The following is a 16,400-nucleotide window of genomic DNA, read 5'->3' as shown; positions in this document are numbered from 1 at the left end:
TGAAAAATGAGGAAAACCAAGCGGTAAGATCGTTCTAAAATCTTGCAAATTTAAAATGGAAAAATTATGTCAAAACGTGATTATTATGAAGTCCTTGGTTTAAGTAAGGGGGCGAGCGAGCAAGAAATTAAACGTGCTTATAAACGTTTAGCCGCAAAGCATCACCCAGATAAAAACAAAGGTAGTAAAGAGGCAGAAGAAAAATTTAAAGAAATTAAAGAAGCCTACGAAGTACTTGGGGATAGTGAAAAACGTAGTATGTATGACCAATATGGTCATCAAGCCTTTGAACAAGGTGGATTTGGCGGAGGCGGTGGCTTCGGCGGTGGTGGTTTCGGTGGATTTGAAGATATCTTCAGCGAAATGTTTGGTGGGGGTTTTGGCGGTGGCGGTCGTCGTCAACGTGTAGTCCGTGGTGATGATTTACAATATAACTTAGAAATTACCCTAGAAGAAGCCGTTCGTGGTGTCAAAAAAGATATTCGTATTCAAACATTAGCAGAATGTGACGCTTGTCATGGATCAGGTGCGGAGCCAGGAAGCAAAGTTGAAACCTGTCCAACTTGTCATGGTTCAGGGCGTATTCGTCGTCAGCAAGGCTTCTTTGTTACGGAACAAGTGTGTCCAACCTGTCACGGAACGGGTAAGAAGATTGAGAATCCTTGTAAGGTTTGTCACGGTGATGGACGTGTTCATAAAGCAAAAAATCTTTCTGTGACTATCCCAGCAGGTGTCGATACAGGTAACCAACTTCGCCTATCTGGTGAGGGTGCTGCTGGAGAAAATGGCGCACCTCCAGGTGATTTATACGTGGTTATTCACGTTAAACCGCATGATATTTTCGAACGTGATGGTTCAAACCTTTATTGCGAAGTCCCTATTAGTTTTACCATGGCAGCATTGGGTGGCGAAATTGAAGTGCCAACCCTTGATGGTCGTGTAAAATTAAAAATCCCAGCAGAAACGCAAACAGGTAAACTTTTCCGTATTAGAGGGAAAGGCGTTCCGAGTCCAAGAAGTAGCTATGCAGGTGATTTAATTTGTAAAACAATTATTGAAACACCAGTTTCTCTTAATGAGGAACAGAAAGAGTTATTACGTAAATTAGAGGAAAGTCTTGATGGTGAAGGACAACATCGTCCAAAACATGAAGGTTTCTTTGAAGGTGTAAAAAAATTCTTCGATAATTTAGGTAAATAAGCCTTAAATAAAACCTAAGAAGCAGTAAATATAAAGTATTTACTGCTTTTTTAATCCTAAAATAAGCAGAGGAATAGAAAGCAATAATACTTCTGCACTGAGTGGTACTGTTGTCCACGCCATTGTTTGATAAAAATAGAGTAGATAAAACCCTCCTACACTTGCTCCTAAGTAATAACATGACAGATATAACGCAGAAGCTAAGGCTCTCGCCTTTATTGCTGTTTTACCCACCCATGCACTTGCAAGCGAATGAACCAGAAAGAATCCTATACTGCAAATTAATAATCCAAGGATAATTAACCACAGTGAATCAAATAAGGTAAATAAAATACCGATTGAAAAGATTCCCCAGCCAATAAACATTGTTTTTATCATTCCCCATTTATAGCTTAATTTCCCAGCCATACTTGCGGTCGCTGTTCCGCTGAGATAACAAAGGAAGATCAGGGATACTTGAGTCGTTGAAAAATTCCATGGCTCTTGTTCTAAATGTAATCCCACAACAGAAAATAAATTAATAAACATTCCAAAACTGATTCCTCCAATTAAAAAAGCACGCCACAGTTGTGGATTTTTAATATGTTGGCAAAGATTCTCAATCATGCGTTTAATCGCTAAACTTTGTGAAGTGAAATGCGTTTCTTTGGGTAAATAGTGATAAGTTGCTATAACACCGAGTAAAGTTATTATTGAGCAAAATAACATGGCACTATTTGGGCTAAAATATTCAGATAATATTCCACCAATCAATCGTCCCGAAATCCCGCCCAACGTATTGGCGGCAATATAAATGCCCACTGCACTGATCACCGCATTTTGCTCAAACTCTTCTGTAATATATGCTACAACTACGGCAGGCATACCCGCTAGCGAAAGACCTTGAAGTAAACGTAGCCCAATCCATGTTGTCAAATCATTGCTGAAAAAGAGTAATAGAGAAGTTAATGTGGTTAAAATAAGACTCGTTAAGATGATAATCTTACGCCCAAAGCGATCAGCAAAAATTGCCCACGGAATTAAGCAACAGCTAATCCCCAGTGAACCACTTGCAAAAATCCAGTTAGCGACACTTTCTGATACATTGAATTGCTCACTAAATAGTGAAAGCATTGGTTGAACTGTATATAAGTTACAAAAAACGAGAAAAGAAGAGAATGCTAAGGTCGCAATGGCATGGCGATACGCTTTAGATGTTCTGGTCAGCATAACGAGATGAATTTCAAAAAATAATGGGTAAATGTATCCCAACGATTTTAAAATGTAAATAAGTTGTTACAAAATAAGTGAGCTATCTTCCTTATCAAAAGGAAGATAGATAATATAAAGTTATACATTATGTGTTTTGTGGTATTGTTTTTCCATACCAACAAATATCCATAATTGAGGTAAGATTTGAATAATTAAGCGCAATTGTTGCAGTAAAATTAGATTTTGTGCATCAATTTTAGATTCATATTCCTCTTCAAAATCTTGTAATTGTTTATTGATATCTTTTAATGTTTGTTCAGTATCCTCTGATTTTATTGCCATTTGATCGAGTAGATCTGCCATTAGTTTACTTTGTTTAAAGAAAATAGAGGCAAATTCTATATCATGATTAAGTTCATTATTTTTTCTCCTATAGCTACCTAATGTTGCAATATGGCTTGATAAGCTATAACTGATATTTAATAACTCAGGTACGAATTCAAGAGCTGCTTGATATTTTTTAGGTTCACTCATCATATTAGAAATGACACTACTGAGCTGTGCTAAGCTATTCTGAGCAGAACGTCTAGCAACACGATATGATAACTGATCTTTGTAACCGAATTGGAGTTGCGCCGTAATATGCCTTAAGTAAGTTGCACTATTAACTAGCATATCTTTTAAACTCTGATGGAGATTTAAATATTTCCAATCAGGCCACAAATAAGCTGCAGCCAGCCATGCAATAAGAGCTCCCATTAATGTATCTAGAATTCTCGGTAACATAGCATTGTCTAAACCAAATCCAACCACATCAAAACTAATTAGCACTTGAATCGTAATAAAAAAGGTAGAAAAACCAAACTTATTTGCTTTGAAGAAAAAGAATAAACTGCTAGATACTACGATTAATCCTAATTGAGCTCCTAATGTTGGGGATAAATAAGGAAAAGAGAGTCCAACAATTACACCAAGAATAGTACCAATAACACGTTGTATTAGTCGTTTTTTCGTTGCGGAATAATTGGGTTGAGAGACTAAAATTGCAGTCAATAGAATCCAGTATCCCTGTTCAACATAAAATATTTCTGCTATCAATGCACTAAAAAAAACGACGACTGATAATCGAATAGCGTGCCGGAAAAGAGGAGATCCTAGATTGCACTGATTTTTTATGGCTTGAATCATATGTTGAAAATTAGAAATATTTTCTGGAATCAAGCGGGCAGTTTGTTGTGCTTTTTTATCATTCTTAATATCTATAGTTGGGTCTGATATTTGTACGAGTTGATTTTCAATATTTTGTAAATTATCTGCTATAGATTGTAGATGATGGAAATGTTTAATCCCATTTTCCTTGTGATAATTTAAGGATTGTGAAAGCCCTTTTAATGCTTTTTCTATACGATGTTGATCCTCATATGGTGAATCATGTCTAAGATCATTCGCAATTTGCTGACATGCGATTGCTTGTAATTCAATGATACGTTGGAAGCGAAAAACTAAATCGGTGTTTTGCAATTCTCTAAAGAAAGTGGCGTATTCTGTATGATGAGAACTGGCAATTTCCCAGATCTCTTGACCCGAAAAAAAATATCGTAGCATTTGTCTTGTTCGAGAATGACGATGTTGAATTCTTAGGCGATAGAATAGTGACGTTCTAGCACGATCTAGTGCACTCATTACACCAATATTGGCTTGGCCAAGTATCAATTGTTTTTGGGGAAGATTTTCTTCACCCATCTCATCAGGATCAAAAAAATTCGCACGTGCTTGTAGATATTTTCCGAGAGCTTCAAAATAGAGAGCTAAATTTTCTTGCATTATTCTATGAGGGAAAAGAAGATAAACAATCATAGCTATGATGCCGTAAATGATTGCTCCAATGATGATAAGAGCTGTATGCTCATACCAAATTGCTGTTGGAGAATAAATCATTGCAGTATAAACAGCCATTAGTAATGTACTAAATGCAATAGTACTATATCGCTGTCCAATTGCACTTAACATAATCATGCAGAATGTGAGAATGGTAATGAGAGGAATAAACCATCCATGACTAAGAGCAAATTGAGAACTTAAAGACGATATGGCAAATGCAATTAACGTAAAGAATAGATTTTTTAAACGTCCAGTAAATCGATTGTCTAAATCGGTTAATCCTGCAGCCATTGCCCCTAATATTAATCCCATCGTATATGTAGGAATCTGCAATGTCCATACAATTAGAGCGATAAGATTTGTTGCTAAAAAAATGGGCAATACTCCAACAATACTAGCACTGAACCAGTCGTTAGACAGTGTTTTAATAAATTTATTCATAATTAAAAATCTATAAAATTGCTTATGTGTAAAGTATAGAAATAAAAAAACCTCGAATCAATTATTCGAGGTTTCTATATTTAGACTTAAGTAAATTAAGTTTATTTAAATTCGTAGCGACGAATAGTATCTAATTGAGAATCTACATCTTCTTGCGTTTCATCAATTGTTACTCTAGCGCCCACGGTTGCATGAGCATCATATTGACGGTTCATTTTAACTATTTGTCCATCATCTTTTTGTATTGTCAACTCCACAGTATCATCGGTTAATGTTCTACTAGAGAGAATAGTTGCATTACCTGTATTTGTATACACTCCAGCAGTACAAGCTGCCAGTATCATGCTTGTTAAGATAACAAGAGAAAATTTTTTCATGAGTTTTTCCTTATGATAAATTAAATGATATAAAATCCCGAATTATATTGATTATAAAAGAGAGACATTGAGGTCGGCATTTGAACCAACAATTCTGACTCTTCTGCCAGGAACAAAGCCATCTTCTTTTTTCTGAACAACAACAATTTCTTGACCATTATCTTTTCGGATAACAAGTTCAACAGACGACACTTGGCTTGCTTTTTCCTCTACCTTACTACCAACTACAGAACCAGCAATAGCCCCAACAGCAGTTGCAATGGCTTGTCCTCGTCCACCGCCGATAGCAGAACCAGCTACACCACCAAGCACACCACCACCAACTGTGCCAATCACACCTTGGTTATCTGCTTGGATTTTAACATCGCGTACAGATACGATAGTACCATAACTAATTGAACGAGCTTCTTTTGCTTGATCTGCCCGGTATACACTACCACTAAATATGTCTGTATTTGCACAACCTGTAATAACAATACTCGTAACAAGCATTGTCGCTAAACCAAATTTTTTCATATTTTACTCCGATAAAATGGTATTAGGAAATATTTCTGACTTAATAATTGTATTTATATCATAAGGATGAAACTTTAGACAGCAATTATTATGATTAGTTTTGTCATTTAATGTAAGTGCAATACTTGGATTTGGGAGTTCTTCCCCGATAGCTTTAGGTTGACTCATTTTAAATGTAAGTAATGGGTGATCTTCCAATTTAAATGTAGATAACACTCTTTCTATCCATTGCTCAATGGTTTCATTGGGTTGAAATGGGACAACCAGTTCAATATGTTCCCATCCTTCTTGAGGGTAAATTTTCCCCTTAGGGAAAGGCAATTCGATAATAGAAATAGATTGATTACAAAATGAAATTGGTTGCTCCAATTTGAACAATACAATGGGACGTCCATTAATCATGCTTTCATTCAGAATTTCTGCTGATTCTAATAGCATATTGTACCAAGCCTGAGCAGTATCTATATGATTCATCCTCACAGAAAGATGATCAATTTGGTAATCTTGTAATGAAACATTTGCAAGGGTGGCAATTTCTTGGATTTGTTGTTCGAATTTCGTTAATTCACCAAAACAAGCGGTCATTTTTGTGAAAAATTTTGCAAAATCTAAGCTTTTAGTGGGGTTTTTTAGTATCATTATGATTATATTTTATAAATGAATAAATAGGACTATTTGTGAATATTCAGCACATTCTATCGGAAAAAATTAAGCAAGCAATGATCGGTTCTGGAGCAGAACAAAATGTTGAAGCATTAGTTCGCCAGTCAGGAAAGCCTCAATTTGGTGACTATCAAGCGAATGGAGTCATGGGAGCAGCCAAAAAACTTGGACTAAATCCAAGAGAATTTGCTCAAAAAGTGGTGGATAATGTTGATTCAGATCCGCTTATCGAAAAACTCGAAATTGCAGGACCGGGGTTTATCAATATTTTTCTTAATCCTGCATGGTTATCAGAACAAGTTCAAACTTCACTAAATGATGAAAAGTTAGGTGTTTCAGTGAATCAGCAACAAACTGTGGTTGTTGATTATTCATCACCTAATGTAGCAAAAGAAATGCACGTGGGGCATTTACGTTCAACCATCATTGGTGATGGCGTTGTCCGTGCGTTAGAGTTTTTAGGTAATAAAGTTATTCGGGCAAACCACGTTGGTGACTGGGGTACGCAGTTTGGTATGCTCATCGCTTATCTGGAAAAGATGGAAAACGAAAATGCTTCGGAGATGCAATTAAGTGATTTAGAGGCTTTTTATCGTGAAGCAAAAGCACATTACGATAACGATTCTGCATTTGCAGAAAAAGCACGTAACTATGTGGTAAAACTACAAGGTGGCGATGAATATTGCCGCACAATGTGGAAAAAACTTGTTGATATTACCATGCAACAAAATCAGCGTAATTATGAACGTTTAAACGTGACATTAACTGAAAAAGACGTAATGGGTGAAAGCCTATATAACCCAATGTTGCCAGGTATTGTTGCAGATTTAAAAGAAAAAGGCTTAGCTGTTGAAGATGATGGGGCTTTAGTTGTCTTTTTAGAAGAATTCAAAAATAAAGATGGCGATCCAATGGGCGTAATTGTTCAGAAAAAAGATGGCGGTTTCCTTTATACCACAACGGATATTGCTGCAGCGAAATATCGTTATGAAACGTTAAAAGCAGACCGTGCCTTAGTGTTCTCAGACACTCGTCAAAGCCAACATATGCAACAAGCGTGGTTGATTACTCGTAAAGCGGGTTATGTGCCAGATAGCTTTAGCCTTGAGCATCAAAACTTCGGTATGATGTTAGGCAAAGATGGTAAACCGTTCAAAACACGTACTGGCGGTACTGTAAAATTAGCCGATTTATTGGATGAAGCGGTAGAGCGTGCGGGCAAATTAATTGCAGAGAAAAACACCAATTTAACGGATGAAGAAAAACAAGCCGTTGTTGAAGCCGTTGCGATTGGAGCAGTGAAATATTCTGACCTTTCAAAAAATCGTACTACTGATTACGTATTCGATTGGGATAATATGCTCAGTTTTGAAGGCAATACTGCACCTTATATGCAATATGCTTATACGCGTATTCGTTCTATTTTCAGTAAGTCTGGCATTGATCCTGATACATTGAAAGGCAAAATTAATCTGACAGAAGATAAAGAAAGAACATTAGCACTTAAATTATTACAATTTGAAGAGTCTGTTTCCGTTGTAGCGAAGGATGGAACTCCTCATGTGCTATGTCAATATCTTTATGAATTAGCGGGTATTTTCTCTAGCTTCTATGAAGCTTGCCCAATTCTTAATGCAGAAGATGATATTAAACAAAGCCGTTTACAACTTGCAAGCTTAACGGCTAAAACCTTAAAACAAGGTTTAGAATTACTCGGTATTAAAACCGTTGAGAAGATGTAATTAATCTTTGAATTCAAATTATGAGATCAACAAGCGGTAAGTTTCGTAAAATATTTTGCATAACTTACCGCTTGTATTTTATTCAACGTCTATCGTCATTGCTTCTTTGATTTTTTTCAGTGCTTGCGTTTCTAATTGGCGGACTCGTTCAGCTGAAATATTATATTTATCCGCAAGTTCGTGTAAGGTTGCTTTCTCATCATCTAACCAGCGAGTTTTGATGATGTCTTGACTACGCTCATCTAATTGAGCAAGTGCGTACATTAATTGAGCGGTTGCTTTACCATTGTGCTGTTCATCTTCAATCTCTTCCGCAAAATTAGAGGAATCGTCTTCCACATACATAGAAGGTACATAAGATTCATCATCATCCCCAACAGGTAAATCAAATCCCATATCTTGCCCTGTCATACGGGATTCCATTTCTTTGACATCATCGGTCGAAACACCTAAATCATCAGCAACTTTTTGAATTTCTTCTTCATTAAACCATGCTAGACGTTGTTTATTTTTACGCAAATTAAAGAAGAGTTTACGTTGTGCTTTTGTCGTCGCAACTTTCACAATTCGCCAATTACGTAAGACGTATTCGTGAATCTCAGCTTTAACCCAATGGACAGCAAAAGAGACTAAGCGAACACCAACTTCAGGATTGAATCGTTTTACCGCTTTCATCAATCCAATATTGCCTTCTTGGATCAAATCAGCTAAAGGTAAACCATATCCCATATAGCCACGTGCAATATGGACCACAAAGCGTAAATGAGAAAGAATGAGCTGTTTTGCTGCATCTAAATCTTCATCATAATAAAAACGCTCTGCTAATTCTTTTTCTTGGTCAGCAGTTAAAATTGGATATTGGTTTGCCATACGAATATAGCTATCCAAATTACCTTGAGGCACGAGCATAGTACTGGATAATGCTTTTTGATCGATTTCTTCATCAACATCATCATCAATAACTTCAATTTCAGGCTCGATGATCTCATCCTCTTCATCTTCAAGGATTTCTGTTTTCGGATTATTTTTCATTTGGATCTCGCTTCGTATAAAAACAGTTTGAACATCAAACTGTAAAAAAGTTTACAGATCTTACCGCTTTCTGATAGAATCGACAAACTTTTTGGGGCTGATTCTGGATTCGACGGGATTAGCGAAGCCCAAGGTGCACGTCGAGGTGCGGTAGGCCTCGTAAATAAACCGCAAAATAATAGTCGCAAACGACGAACAATACGCACTAGCAGCTTAATAACCTGCATAGAGCCTTCTCTCCCCAGCTTTCGCTCGTAAGACGGGGATCAAGAGGAGTCAAACCCAAACGAGATCGTGTGGAAGCCTCTGCTTGAGGATCGAAGCATTAAATTGAATCAAGCTAGTTTGTTAATGGCGTGTCTGTCCGCAGTTAGCTTACGAAATTAAAGATCAGACTAAACGTGTAGTACTGACGGTAGAGTAATTTCGGACGGGGGTTCAAATCCCCCCAGCTCCACCAAATCAATGTAATTCGATGTAATCGGATGTAAAGAAAAGCCTTGAGCCACAACGGTTCAGGGCTTTTTTATTGTCTTTTGATGTACGCCGACGTAAGCCTAAATCATGGACTTTTAGTAGTACGTTTAGTAGTATGGCTTACCTATGGGGTATGGGTCGTACTACTAAAAATTCCGCAAGGCTTGATATATAAGGCTTTAGCTTACCTTGTTTTTTCAACACGATATTTTACCTCGTACTACTAAAACCTATACGCCTTAAGTACGCCTTAATTAACCCATACCACTAAATCAGCGGTACTAGAAAATAAACCGTACTACTAAAAACTGAATGCGTACTACTAAAATAAACAAACTCGTACTACTAAAACGTACTACTAAGCGAGGGATTTTATGGCTAGAACAACCAAACCTTTAACCTATACAGAAATAGAGAAAGCGAAACCTAAAAAGTCCGCTAGTGGAAAATTAGCAGACAATAAGCTACAAGATGGACAAGGACTTTATTTACTGGTTAAGGTAAACGGTTCGAAGTTGTGGCGGTTTAACTACTATAAACCGTTTACGAAGAAACGATCTGAAATTGCTTTAGGTCGTTACCCTGACTTATCACTAGCTCAAGCAAGAGAGATTAGAGAGAATTACAGAGCGTTACTTGCTCAGAATATCGATCCACTGGCTCAACGACAAAATGAGGAAACCGCCCGATACAATGAGCTAAATAATACCTTCGAGGTTATAGCGTGGCAGTGGTTCGAGTATCGCAAGACACGGAAGAACTTTTCCGCCAATTATGCGAGAGATATTGAGAGCTTAATCAAAAGGCACTTACTGCCTGCTTTTGGTAAGCTCCCTATATCCCAAATAACCGCACCTATGGCACTAAAAGCATTCAAGCCATTACAGGATAAAGGCACACTAGAGGCATTAAAGCGGTCGATTCAGAAACTTAATGAGATAATGACCTATGCGGTACACCGTGAAATAATCCCATACAATCCAACCGCCAACATATCAAAGGAATTCGACAGCCCAACCGTAGAGCATTTTAAGACGATTAAGCCTGATGATTTACCTGAGTTTCTTTATGCCTTAAATAACGCACAGATTCACGCACAGACACGCTTTTTAATCTTATGGCAGTTACTCACAATGACACGCCCTAATGAATCAGCAACCGCCAAATATAGCGATATAGACGAAAAGGCGAGGATATGGACGATTTATATTAATAAAGGACTCAAAGAAGACAACAAAGGGCGAGAGCATAAAGTAACGCTATCACGTCAAGCTATGGCATTATTGCGAGAAATTAAAAAACTAAGTGGCGATAAGGAATATTTATTCCCTAGCGTAAAGAATCCTAAAACTCACTGTAATACACAGACCGCCAACTCAGCTATAAAGCGTATGGGTTACAAGGGTAAGCTAGTAGCTCACGGGTTGCGGAGTATTGCCAGTACCTACCTAAACGAGAAAGGCTATAATCCAGAGCTAATCGAGGTTACTCTATCTCATATCAACCAAGACAGAATCAGAATGGCGTATAACAGAGCGGACTATATAAGACAACGTTTTGATATTCTTCAGGCGTGGGCTGACTTTATAGATGAATGCTCGCAAGGCACATTACCGAAATATCATTTAAAAGTAGCTTAATACTTAAAAGAGGGCTTTATGCCCTCCCTCCTCACGCAATCCCTTTAATTTGAGTTGTTTCGATATGAAAACAACTGAATATTTATCTATTCCAACCGTTTCGATACCGAAACACTTCAAACGTGGTCTTATCACTATAGTTCAGTCATGGACATATCTCCATAACTGGATCAATCGAGCTCATATGAACCCAGTTCAACCGTGGACATATCACCATAGTTCAGTCGTGTTCATATGAACACAACTCAACCTATTTTTATTTTTTCTCACGTGGGAAAGGTATTTTTTTGTAGGACAATGAGGACAATTTTAACAATATATAATAATATCAATTACTTAATAAAAATTATTGTCCTATTTTACCCCCATTTTGTCCTATTTTGACCCTGTTTTGTCCTCATTTTTCCTTAAATTGTCCTCACTTTCAGGATGATTTATTCTAAATCAAGGTGTTTATTTGATTAAAAAATTAACAAAACTCAAATTTGAGCTTGAATCAATGCGTTACTTGCCTAATACATTCCGCCAACCCAAGAAGATAAATTATACAAAACACTGATTTTATATTCAGTATTTTTTGCTTGACCTTACCCGCAATATAAAGATAATAATTCTATGTAAGCGGGCGTAATCCGAAGTAATCAAAAGTAAGATTTACCCCGCAATCTGAATACCAAAATTTGCGTGGATAGTGGCGGAGTAGCTACCAAAACGACAAGGTAATAACCCTTATTATTACTTTCCACGCTCTCACTAGATAAGGGCAAACGTAAGGGCGTTTTATGATAGATACATCAGAATATATTAGCTTATATGATTTACTTATGTGGGCGTCACAGCAAAACGATAACGATTTATTAGATGGTAATCAGGATTTATTAAATATTATCCAAGAACAACAAACCGAGATACCAACCTATACTTTTTATAATGGAATAAAACCAAGAATAAAAAAGAATCATATAACCTTAACTGCCTGTTTGAACATGATTAAGCGTGAGCATGGTTTTTATGAGGACATACCATTTTAAAGCAATGATTTGGGGAATATATGGATCTTAAAAGTATAAATATAGATGAAAATCTAGCCAAAAAGATATTAGTCAAAAAATCCGACTTGTCAAAATTGGGGATAAACATAGAAGTAAACAAAAAAGAAAATAAAAGACTCTCTATTGAGTTTAAACCATTTGTAACAATGGAGTATTTCAACTTAAATCAAGCAACTTATCTAGTTCTAGGTTGCCCTCCTCTATTAGATATTAATGGAGAAGATGATTTATTTTTTAATACTAGAGCCTCTATTGTTACTGCAGTTAAAGAAAATAAATTACCTGATTCAATTATTGAGGGAAGTGGGTTTAATTATGTAGATAGAATTAGCCATGTATCTTTAGAAAGATGGGCTAAATTTTATGGGTATAATTGGGTTCTACCTCCTTACATACCTTACTATGTTGATGATACTGAAAGCATATCAAATGATAATAAATCTTTAATTGAAGATAATGAGCGGTTAAAAAAAGAAAATAGCTTGTTGAATAAAAAAATAGAGGATATGGAAAAGCAGGCTCAACTCGTTAATGAAAAGAATAATAATCAAATCATAAATTATGAACAGGGTTCTTTATATGGATATTTTACTGAGAACCTCGAACTTGTATTTAAAATGTGTAAGCAGATGGCAGAATGTGATCCTGATAATCCATTTTCATACCCCACTAAAAAACAATTTACGGATCATTTAATTAAGCGGTTTAGTTGTAGTCGTAAATCAGCAGAAGCTATTTATATAATTGTTGCACCAAAGGAGGCAAAATTTAAGGGAAGACCACCAAAAAATGTGGATACCTTTCAAGGCTTTAAATAGCAAGGCTCTAACGAGTTTACAAGGGTTATATATTAAAAGGTATATAACCCTTTTTTAATACGTAAGGTATCCCTACCTTTAAATACTATATAGCCTATTATCTAACCGTTTAATATCACACACTACCTCCCGAAATATTTACGCACAACCACACACAATAGGAGGTATTCAATGGATATAACCATCAATTCACAAGAACCTATCATCGAGAAACGTTACACCTGTAAAGAGCTTATGGCTCTTGGTGGCGGTGTATCTCGTACATTCATCTATGACCAAATCAAATCAGGTAATTTGCCTAAACCTGAAAAATGGGGACGTTCTACTCGTTGGAAAGAATCAGACGTCAAAACTTGGTTAGCGAGTTTTCAACCTAAAGCATAGAGGTAGTAAGCAATGAAAAGTACAAAATCAACAAGAGAAGAACGAATAGCTAGAGCTTTATTACTGAATGGCAGTTTTTCAGAACGTGAGGGGGTTACTCAACTCAACATCACAAGCGGACGTAATGAAATATCAGACATTGAGAGAAAGCTAAACATTAAAGTAAATCGAGTATGGGAAAAGACAGCAGATGGACTAGGTCAATATTACCGTTATTCAATCGCTAATAAAAGGCAAGCCTACAAGGTAATGAAACACGCTAATAGATTAGCTCTAGCACGAGATGGCGAGCCATTTAATGCGACAGAAACCAGAGCGATTTTAGCTAGATTTAAAGGGGAAATTTAATGAACGGTACTCAAAACCCAATCAAAGACCTTAAACAGTGGAAAAACGCACAGAATAAGGCAACAACACCGCAAACAATGTCAACAAAAGGCAACATTAAAGCAAAGGATAAACCCGCCAAAAAAGCGAATAAGGCAACGATATGGTTCTACCCACTTTATCAGATGAGCTATGTATTTCAGCAGACAAAATGGAACATCGCTAGTTGTAAGAAAAATTACCCTGATTGTTTCCACTTTAAAAAACGATTGGCGAAGGAGGTCGCAGAAATTGACCAGTATTTAAAAGGGGGTCATGAATTATTAATGATGTTTGCCTCACTAGAAAAGCTACCGCCAGAGGAGGCATTAAAACTAAAAAGATTTCATCATGCGATCCGCTATCTATCAAAACAACTTAACGATATAGCCGATTATGTAGAGCAAGTCGAGAAAGCAGATGATGAGGTATTGAATGCGTTGTGTTTTAGCAAAGCTTAACCCTTTAGTAATGAATTCTGCTATCGCCCATTACCTAGATAAATCTAAGCGTTTAGGAAAGCCCTTGTTTACGTTTGTGAGTCTTTGGAGTGATGAAGAACCTTATACATTAGATGAATTATTGATGTTGATAGATGAGCGAATAGAGATATTGGCGGAGGAATTTAAGCAACACCCGATAGATAGCACTTTAATAGCTATGAGTGTGTGGCGGAGGAAGAAAAGACAGTTACAGAAAATGATAGATGAGGAGTTAAAGGCAAGTGGTTATTGATTTCTTATTGTCTTTGAGACGAATAATCGATTAAGAAATCAGCCAACCAATCATTCAGCGTTTCGGTTTCTTCTTCGTTAGCATTAATGACGTCCAGTTGATCATCTACCTTTGAGAGAATGACGTCAATCCCGCAACCTTTGATGAAACTTGAGTTTTGATTGATTAGCCATTGCTTAAATAGTGTTTTCATAATCTCCCCTTTGTTTCAAGTGAGAATACATTGAAAGCATTTTTATTCTAGGAATGAACATCATTTTTTCGATACAGATCGCAAAAATCTAACAAGCTTTACGACACTTTAGAACCGTACCGCTTGCTATGGTGGCTTAATTCAACGGACGCAATTTTGCGTTGGTTAGCCAATCCATTTTTGGATTGGTTAAACATTCAGGTTTTCTCAGGTTCATTTACCGAAATAGTAAACGTCTTTTACCGAAACAGTAAAGAAACCTTTACCGAAAGAGTAAATATTACATAAACAAAAAACCACTAACAAAAATTGTACCTAGTAACAAAAAATGTACCTAGTACCAATGTTTGAGAGTGGTTCAATCAAGAGATATATACAGCAATGAAAAGCAGAATACATTCTACACTAAAAGCGGGTTTATTGCTCAATATTGTAGAAATATGGGTAACAAATCCAATAAATCTACACTTTAATCCAATAAATCCACACCAAAAAACCGCAAAATGTGAAGTGAATCACTTTACAAACTGGCTCAATTTATTTTATTCTAATTACGCATTAGCAAAATCTAATGCCGAGCGTCAGAACTCGAACTATAAATCAACGGCGAACAATAGCACGCCTTTATCTCGTGCTTTTTTTGTTTGTAGCACACGCACACCCAAAATAGATCTATCTACTGATAGTCTATTCTCTATGGTAGCGTGTAATGGGAAAGGTTTCGCCCTTTGCTGTGTTCCGTTGATCGCAGTTTCTGACCCCGTTACACGTTACCGCCAACTCACAGTCAGAAGTGAAGCGGTAACTCTATATAAAATCATCAACGGAGTTACGACAATGATCTATCAATTCCTCGGCATATCTCGCCAACATTACGACAAAACCAAAGCAGAACAAATCCGCATACTTGCTGAAAACGAAACACAAGCAAGAGCCTTTAAAGCTCGTGAATATGTTTTGATTCCCGTCGGTCGCTTACCTGATTCCGCTTTCAATGCGAACACCTTTAATGCGTTGGAGGTGGCTCATGTCTAAAATCTTACTTACTGGCAACATTGAAACACTCAGAGAGAATCTAGACGAAGTGGGCTATGTATTAGCTCTATTAGAAACACTCTCAGCGGTTAATGTAGAAGATTTACAAGCTAAAGATTCTATAACTCACTCACTCCACAGAATATCTAAGTTATTAGGTCGCTCATACGCTCAACTATCATCAATGGGGCATACAGCTCAGGAGGTGGAAAATGGCAAATAAGACTTTCACTATTTCACAAATTGATTTAGATATTTTATTTCATCGCCAAGAAGAAGCCGAGGCTATCGTTTTTTTGTTGCAACGTTGGAAAGAAGACAGCGAAGACCTAACCGAAAAAAGAGCCTTAACAGTATTAGAGGGCTGTTTATTGAAGATTTATACAGAATTGAAACGTATTGAGGGGGCAGAAAATGGCAAGTAAGACAATTAAACAAGCAGAGCAAAAGGCGATTACTTATATCGAGGACGTTTTGCCAAAGAAAGAACTAGCCTCTTTCAAAAAGGTTAAATCTTCATTGTGGGTTGCTCAATCAATCCTAGAGGTAATGGCTCAATCAGATATTCAAGAAGTCGATATTCACGCCTTACAAAATGCGATTAGAGGCGTGGCGGAAATGGTACTCGATAGCGTGGCACAACTGGAGGAGCTTTAA

The 16,400-nt window shown here is 36.8% G+C and carries 20 protein-coding genes and 1 other RNA gene; 14 read left to right on the top strand and 7 right to left on the bottom strand.

Annotation, left to right across the window (positions count from 1 at the left end; genetic code table 11):
• The first annotated feature begins 66 nt into the window (after nt 1-66).
• Nucleotides 67-1,200 carry a molecular chaperone DnaJ gene (gene dnaJ, locus A6A10_RS08800; protein ID WP_121123928.1) on the top strand — a complete coding sequence of 378 codons (1,134 nt, stop codon included), beginning with the start codon at nt 67-69 and terminating at the stop codon, nt 1,198-1,200.
• 39 nt (nt 1,201-1,239) lie between these two features.
• On the opposite strand, the gene A6A10_RS08795 is transcribed toward dnaJ, so the two are convergent.
• The 5 genes from A6A10_RS08795 to A6A10_RS08775 all read right to left on the bottom strand — a co-directional run bounded on the left by A6A10_RS08795 (nt 1,240) and on the right by A6A10_RS08775 (nt 6,245).
• Nucleotides 1,240-2,409: an MFS transporter gene (locus tag A6A10_RS08795; RefSeq protein ID WP_121123926.1), complete on the bottom strand. Its 1,170-nt coding sequence runs from the start codon at nt 2,407-2,409 to the stop codon at nt 1,240-1,242.
• A gap of 120 nt (nt 2,410-2,529) precedes the next feature.
• A complete protein-coding gene (gene yccS, locus A6A10_RS08790; RefSeq protein WP_121123924.1) occupies nt 2,530-4,713 on the bottom strand; it encodes a YccS family putative transporter in 2,184 nt (727 codons plus the stop codon).
• A 101-nt stretch (nt 4,714-4,814) separates the two neighbouring features.
• On the bottom strand, nt 4,815-5,090 hold the full coding sequence (locus A6A10_RS08785; protein WP_121123922.1) for a deoxyribose-phosphate aldolase: 276 nt from the start codon (nt 5,088-5,090) through the stop codon (nt 4,815-4,817).
• 51 nt (nt 5,091-5,141) lie between these two features.
• On the bottom strand, nt 5,142-5,606 hold the full coding sequence (locus tag A6A10_RS08780; RefSeq protein WP_121123920.1) for an outer membrane lipoprotein: 465 nt from the start codon (nt 5,604-5,606) through the stop codon (nt 5,142-5,144).
• Between the two features lie 3 nt (nt 5,607-5,609).
• Nucleotides 5,610-6,245, bottom strand: coding sequence for a VOC family protein (locus A6A10_RS08775; RefSeq protein ID WP_121123918.1), 636 nt, complete (start codon nt 6,243-6,245; stop codon nt 5,610-5,612).
• Nucleotides 6,246-6,283: 38 nt separating this feature from the next.
• Between A6A10_RS08775 and argS the strand changes: the two genes are divergently transcribed.
• On the top strand, nt 6,284-8,011 hold the full coding sequence (argS, locus tag A6A10_RS08770) for an arginine--tRNA ligase (RefSeq protein ID WP_121123916.1): 1,728 nt from the start codon (nt 6,284-6,286) through the stop codon (nt 8,009-8,011).
• Between the two features lie 78 nt (nt 8,012-8,089).
• Here argS and rpoH read toward each other — a convergent pair whose 3' ends face one another.
• Nucleotides 8,090-9,043, bottom strand: coding sequence for an RNA polymerase sigma factor RpoH (gene rpoH, locus A6A10_RS08765; RefSeq protein WP_121123915.1), 954 nt, complete (start codon nt 9,041-9,043; stop codon nt 8,090-8,092).
• 93 nt (nt 9,044-9,136) lie between these two features.
• Between rpoH and ssrA the strand changes: the two genes are divergently transcribed.
• The 8 genes from ssrA (at nt 9,137) to A6A10_RS08725 (ending at nt 14,515) form a co-directional block, all read left to right on the top strand.
• Nucleotides 9,137-9,503: a transfer-messenger RNA gene (gene ssrA, locus A6A10_RS08760) on the top strand.
• Nucleotides 9,504-9,894: 391 nt separating this feature from the next.
• Complete coding sequence (locus A6A10_RS08755; RefSeq protein ID WP_121123913.1) at nt 9,895-11,160, top strand: integrase arm-type DNA-binding domain-containing protein; 1,266 nt, start codon at nt 9,895-9,897, stop codon at nt 11,158-11,160.
• Between the two features lie 782 nt (nt 11,161-11,942).
• Entirely contained in the window at nt 11,943-12,191 is a 249-nt protein-coding gene (locus A6A10_RS08750; protein ID WP_121123911.1) for a hypothetical protein, read from the top strand.
• A gap of 20 nt (nt 12,192-12,211) precedes the next feature.
• A complete protein-coding gene (locus tag A6A10_RS08745; RefSeq protein WP_121123909.1) occupies nt 12,212-13,030 on the top strand; it encodes a hypothetical protein in 819 nt (272 codons plus the stop codon).
• 171 nt (nt 13,031-13,201) lie between these two features.
• Nucleotides 13,202-13,414 carry a helix-turn-helix transcriptional regulator gene (locus A6A10_RS08740; protein ID WP_121123907.1) on the top strand — a complete coding sequence of 71 codons (213 nt, stop codon included), beginning with the start codon at nt 13,202-13,204 and terminating at the stop codon, nt 13,412-13,414.
• A 12-nt stretch (nt 13,415-13,426) separates the two neighbouring features.
• Complete coding sequence (locus A6A10_RS08735; RefSeq protein ID WP_121123905.1) at nt 13,427-13,762, top strand: hypothetical protein; 336 nt, start codon at nt 13,427-13,429, stop codon at nt 13,760-13,762.
• Nucleotides 13,762-14,241, top strand: coding sequence for a hypothetical protein (locus A6A10_RS08730; RefSeq protein ID WP_121123903.1), 480 nt, complete (start codon nt 13,762-13,764; stop codon nt 14,239-14,241). The genes A6A10_RS08735 and A6A10_RS08730 overlap by 1 nt, the downstream gene beginning before the upstream one ends.
• Nucleotides 14,216-14,515, top strand: a complete 300-nt coding sequence (locus A6A10_RS08725; protein WP_121123901.1) for a hypothetical protein — start codon at nt 14,216-14,218, stop codon at nt 14,513-14,515. Before A6A10_RS08730 ends, A6A10_RS08725 begins: the two co-directional genes overlap by 26 nt.
• 4 nt (nt 14,516-14,519) lie before the next feature.
• On the opposite strand, the gene A6A10_RS08720 is transcribed toward A6A10_RS08725, so the two are convergent.
• Nucleotides 14,520-14,708, bottom strand: coding sequence for a hypothetical protein (locus tag A6A10_RS08720; RefSeq protein WP_121123899.1), 189 nt, complete (start codon nt 14,706-14,708; stop codon nt 14,520-14,522).
• Nucleotides 14,709-15,089: 381 nt separating this feature from the next.
• On the opposite strand from A6A10_RS08720, the gene A6A10_RS08715 reads away from it, so the two are divergent.
• From A6A10_RS08715 to A6A10_RS08700, 4 genes are read left to right on the top strand one after another with little or no spacing between them, the layout of a single operon-like run.
• On the top strand, nt 15,090-15,743 hold the full coding sequence (locus tag A6A10_RS08715) for a host cell division inhibitor Icd-like protein (protein WP_121123897.1): 654 nt from the start codon (nt 15,090-15,092) through the stop codon (nt 15,741-15,743).
• Nucleotides 15,736-15,966: a hypothetical protein gene (locus tag A6A10_RS08710; RefSeq protein ID WP_121123895.1), complete on the top strand. Its 231-nt coding sequence runs from the start codon at nt 15,736-15,738 to the stop codon at nt 15,964-15,966. Before A6A10_RS08715 ends, A6A10_RS08710 begins: the two co-directional genes overlap by 8 nt.
• Complete coding sequence (locus tag A6A10_RS08705; protein WP_121123893.1) at nt 15,956-16,168, top strand: hypothetical protein; 213 nt, start codon at nt 15,956-15,958, stop codon at nt 16,166-16,168. Before A6A10_RS08710 ends, A6A10_RS08705 begins: the two co-directional genes overlap by 11 nt.
• Complete coding sequence (locus A6A10_RS08700) at nt 16,158-16,400, top strand: hypothetical protein (protein ID WP_121123891.1); 243 nt, start codon at nt 16,158-16,160, stop codon at nt 16,398-16,400. The genes A6A10_RS08705 and A6A10_RS08700 overlap by 11 nt, the downstream gene beginning before the upstream one ends.

This window comes from Otariodibacter oris (genome assembly GCF_009684715.1).
In the GTDB taxonomy this organism is placed as follows: domain Bacteria; phylum Pseudomonadota; class Gammaproteobacteria; order Enterobacterales; family Pasteurellaceae; genus Otariodibacter; species Otariodibacter oris.
This window is presented reverse-complemented; position numbering and strand designations above follow the sequence as displayed.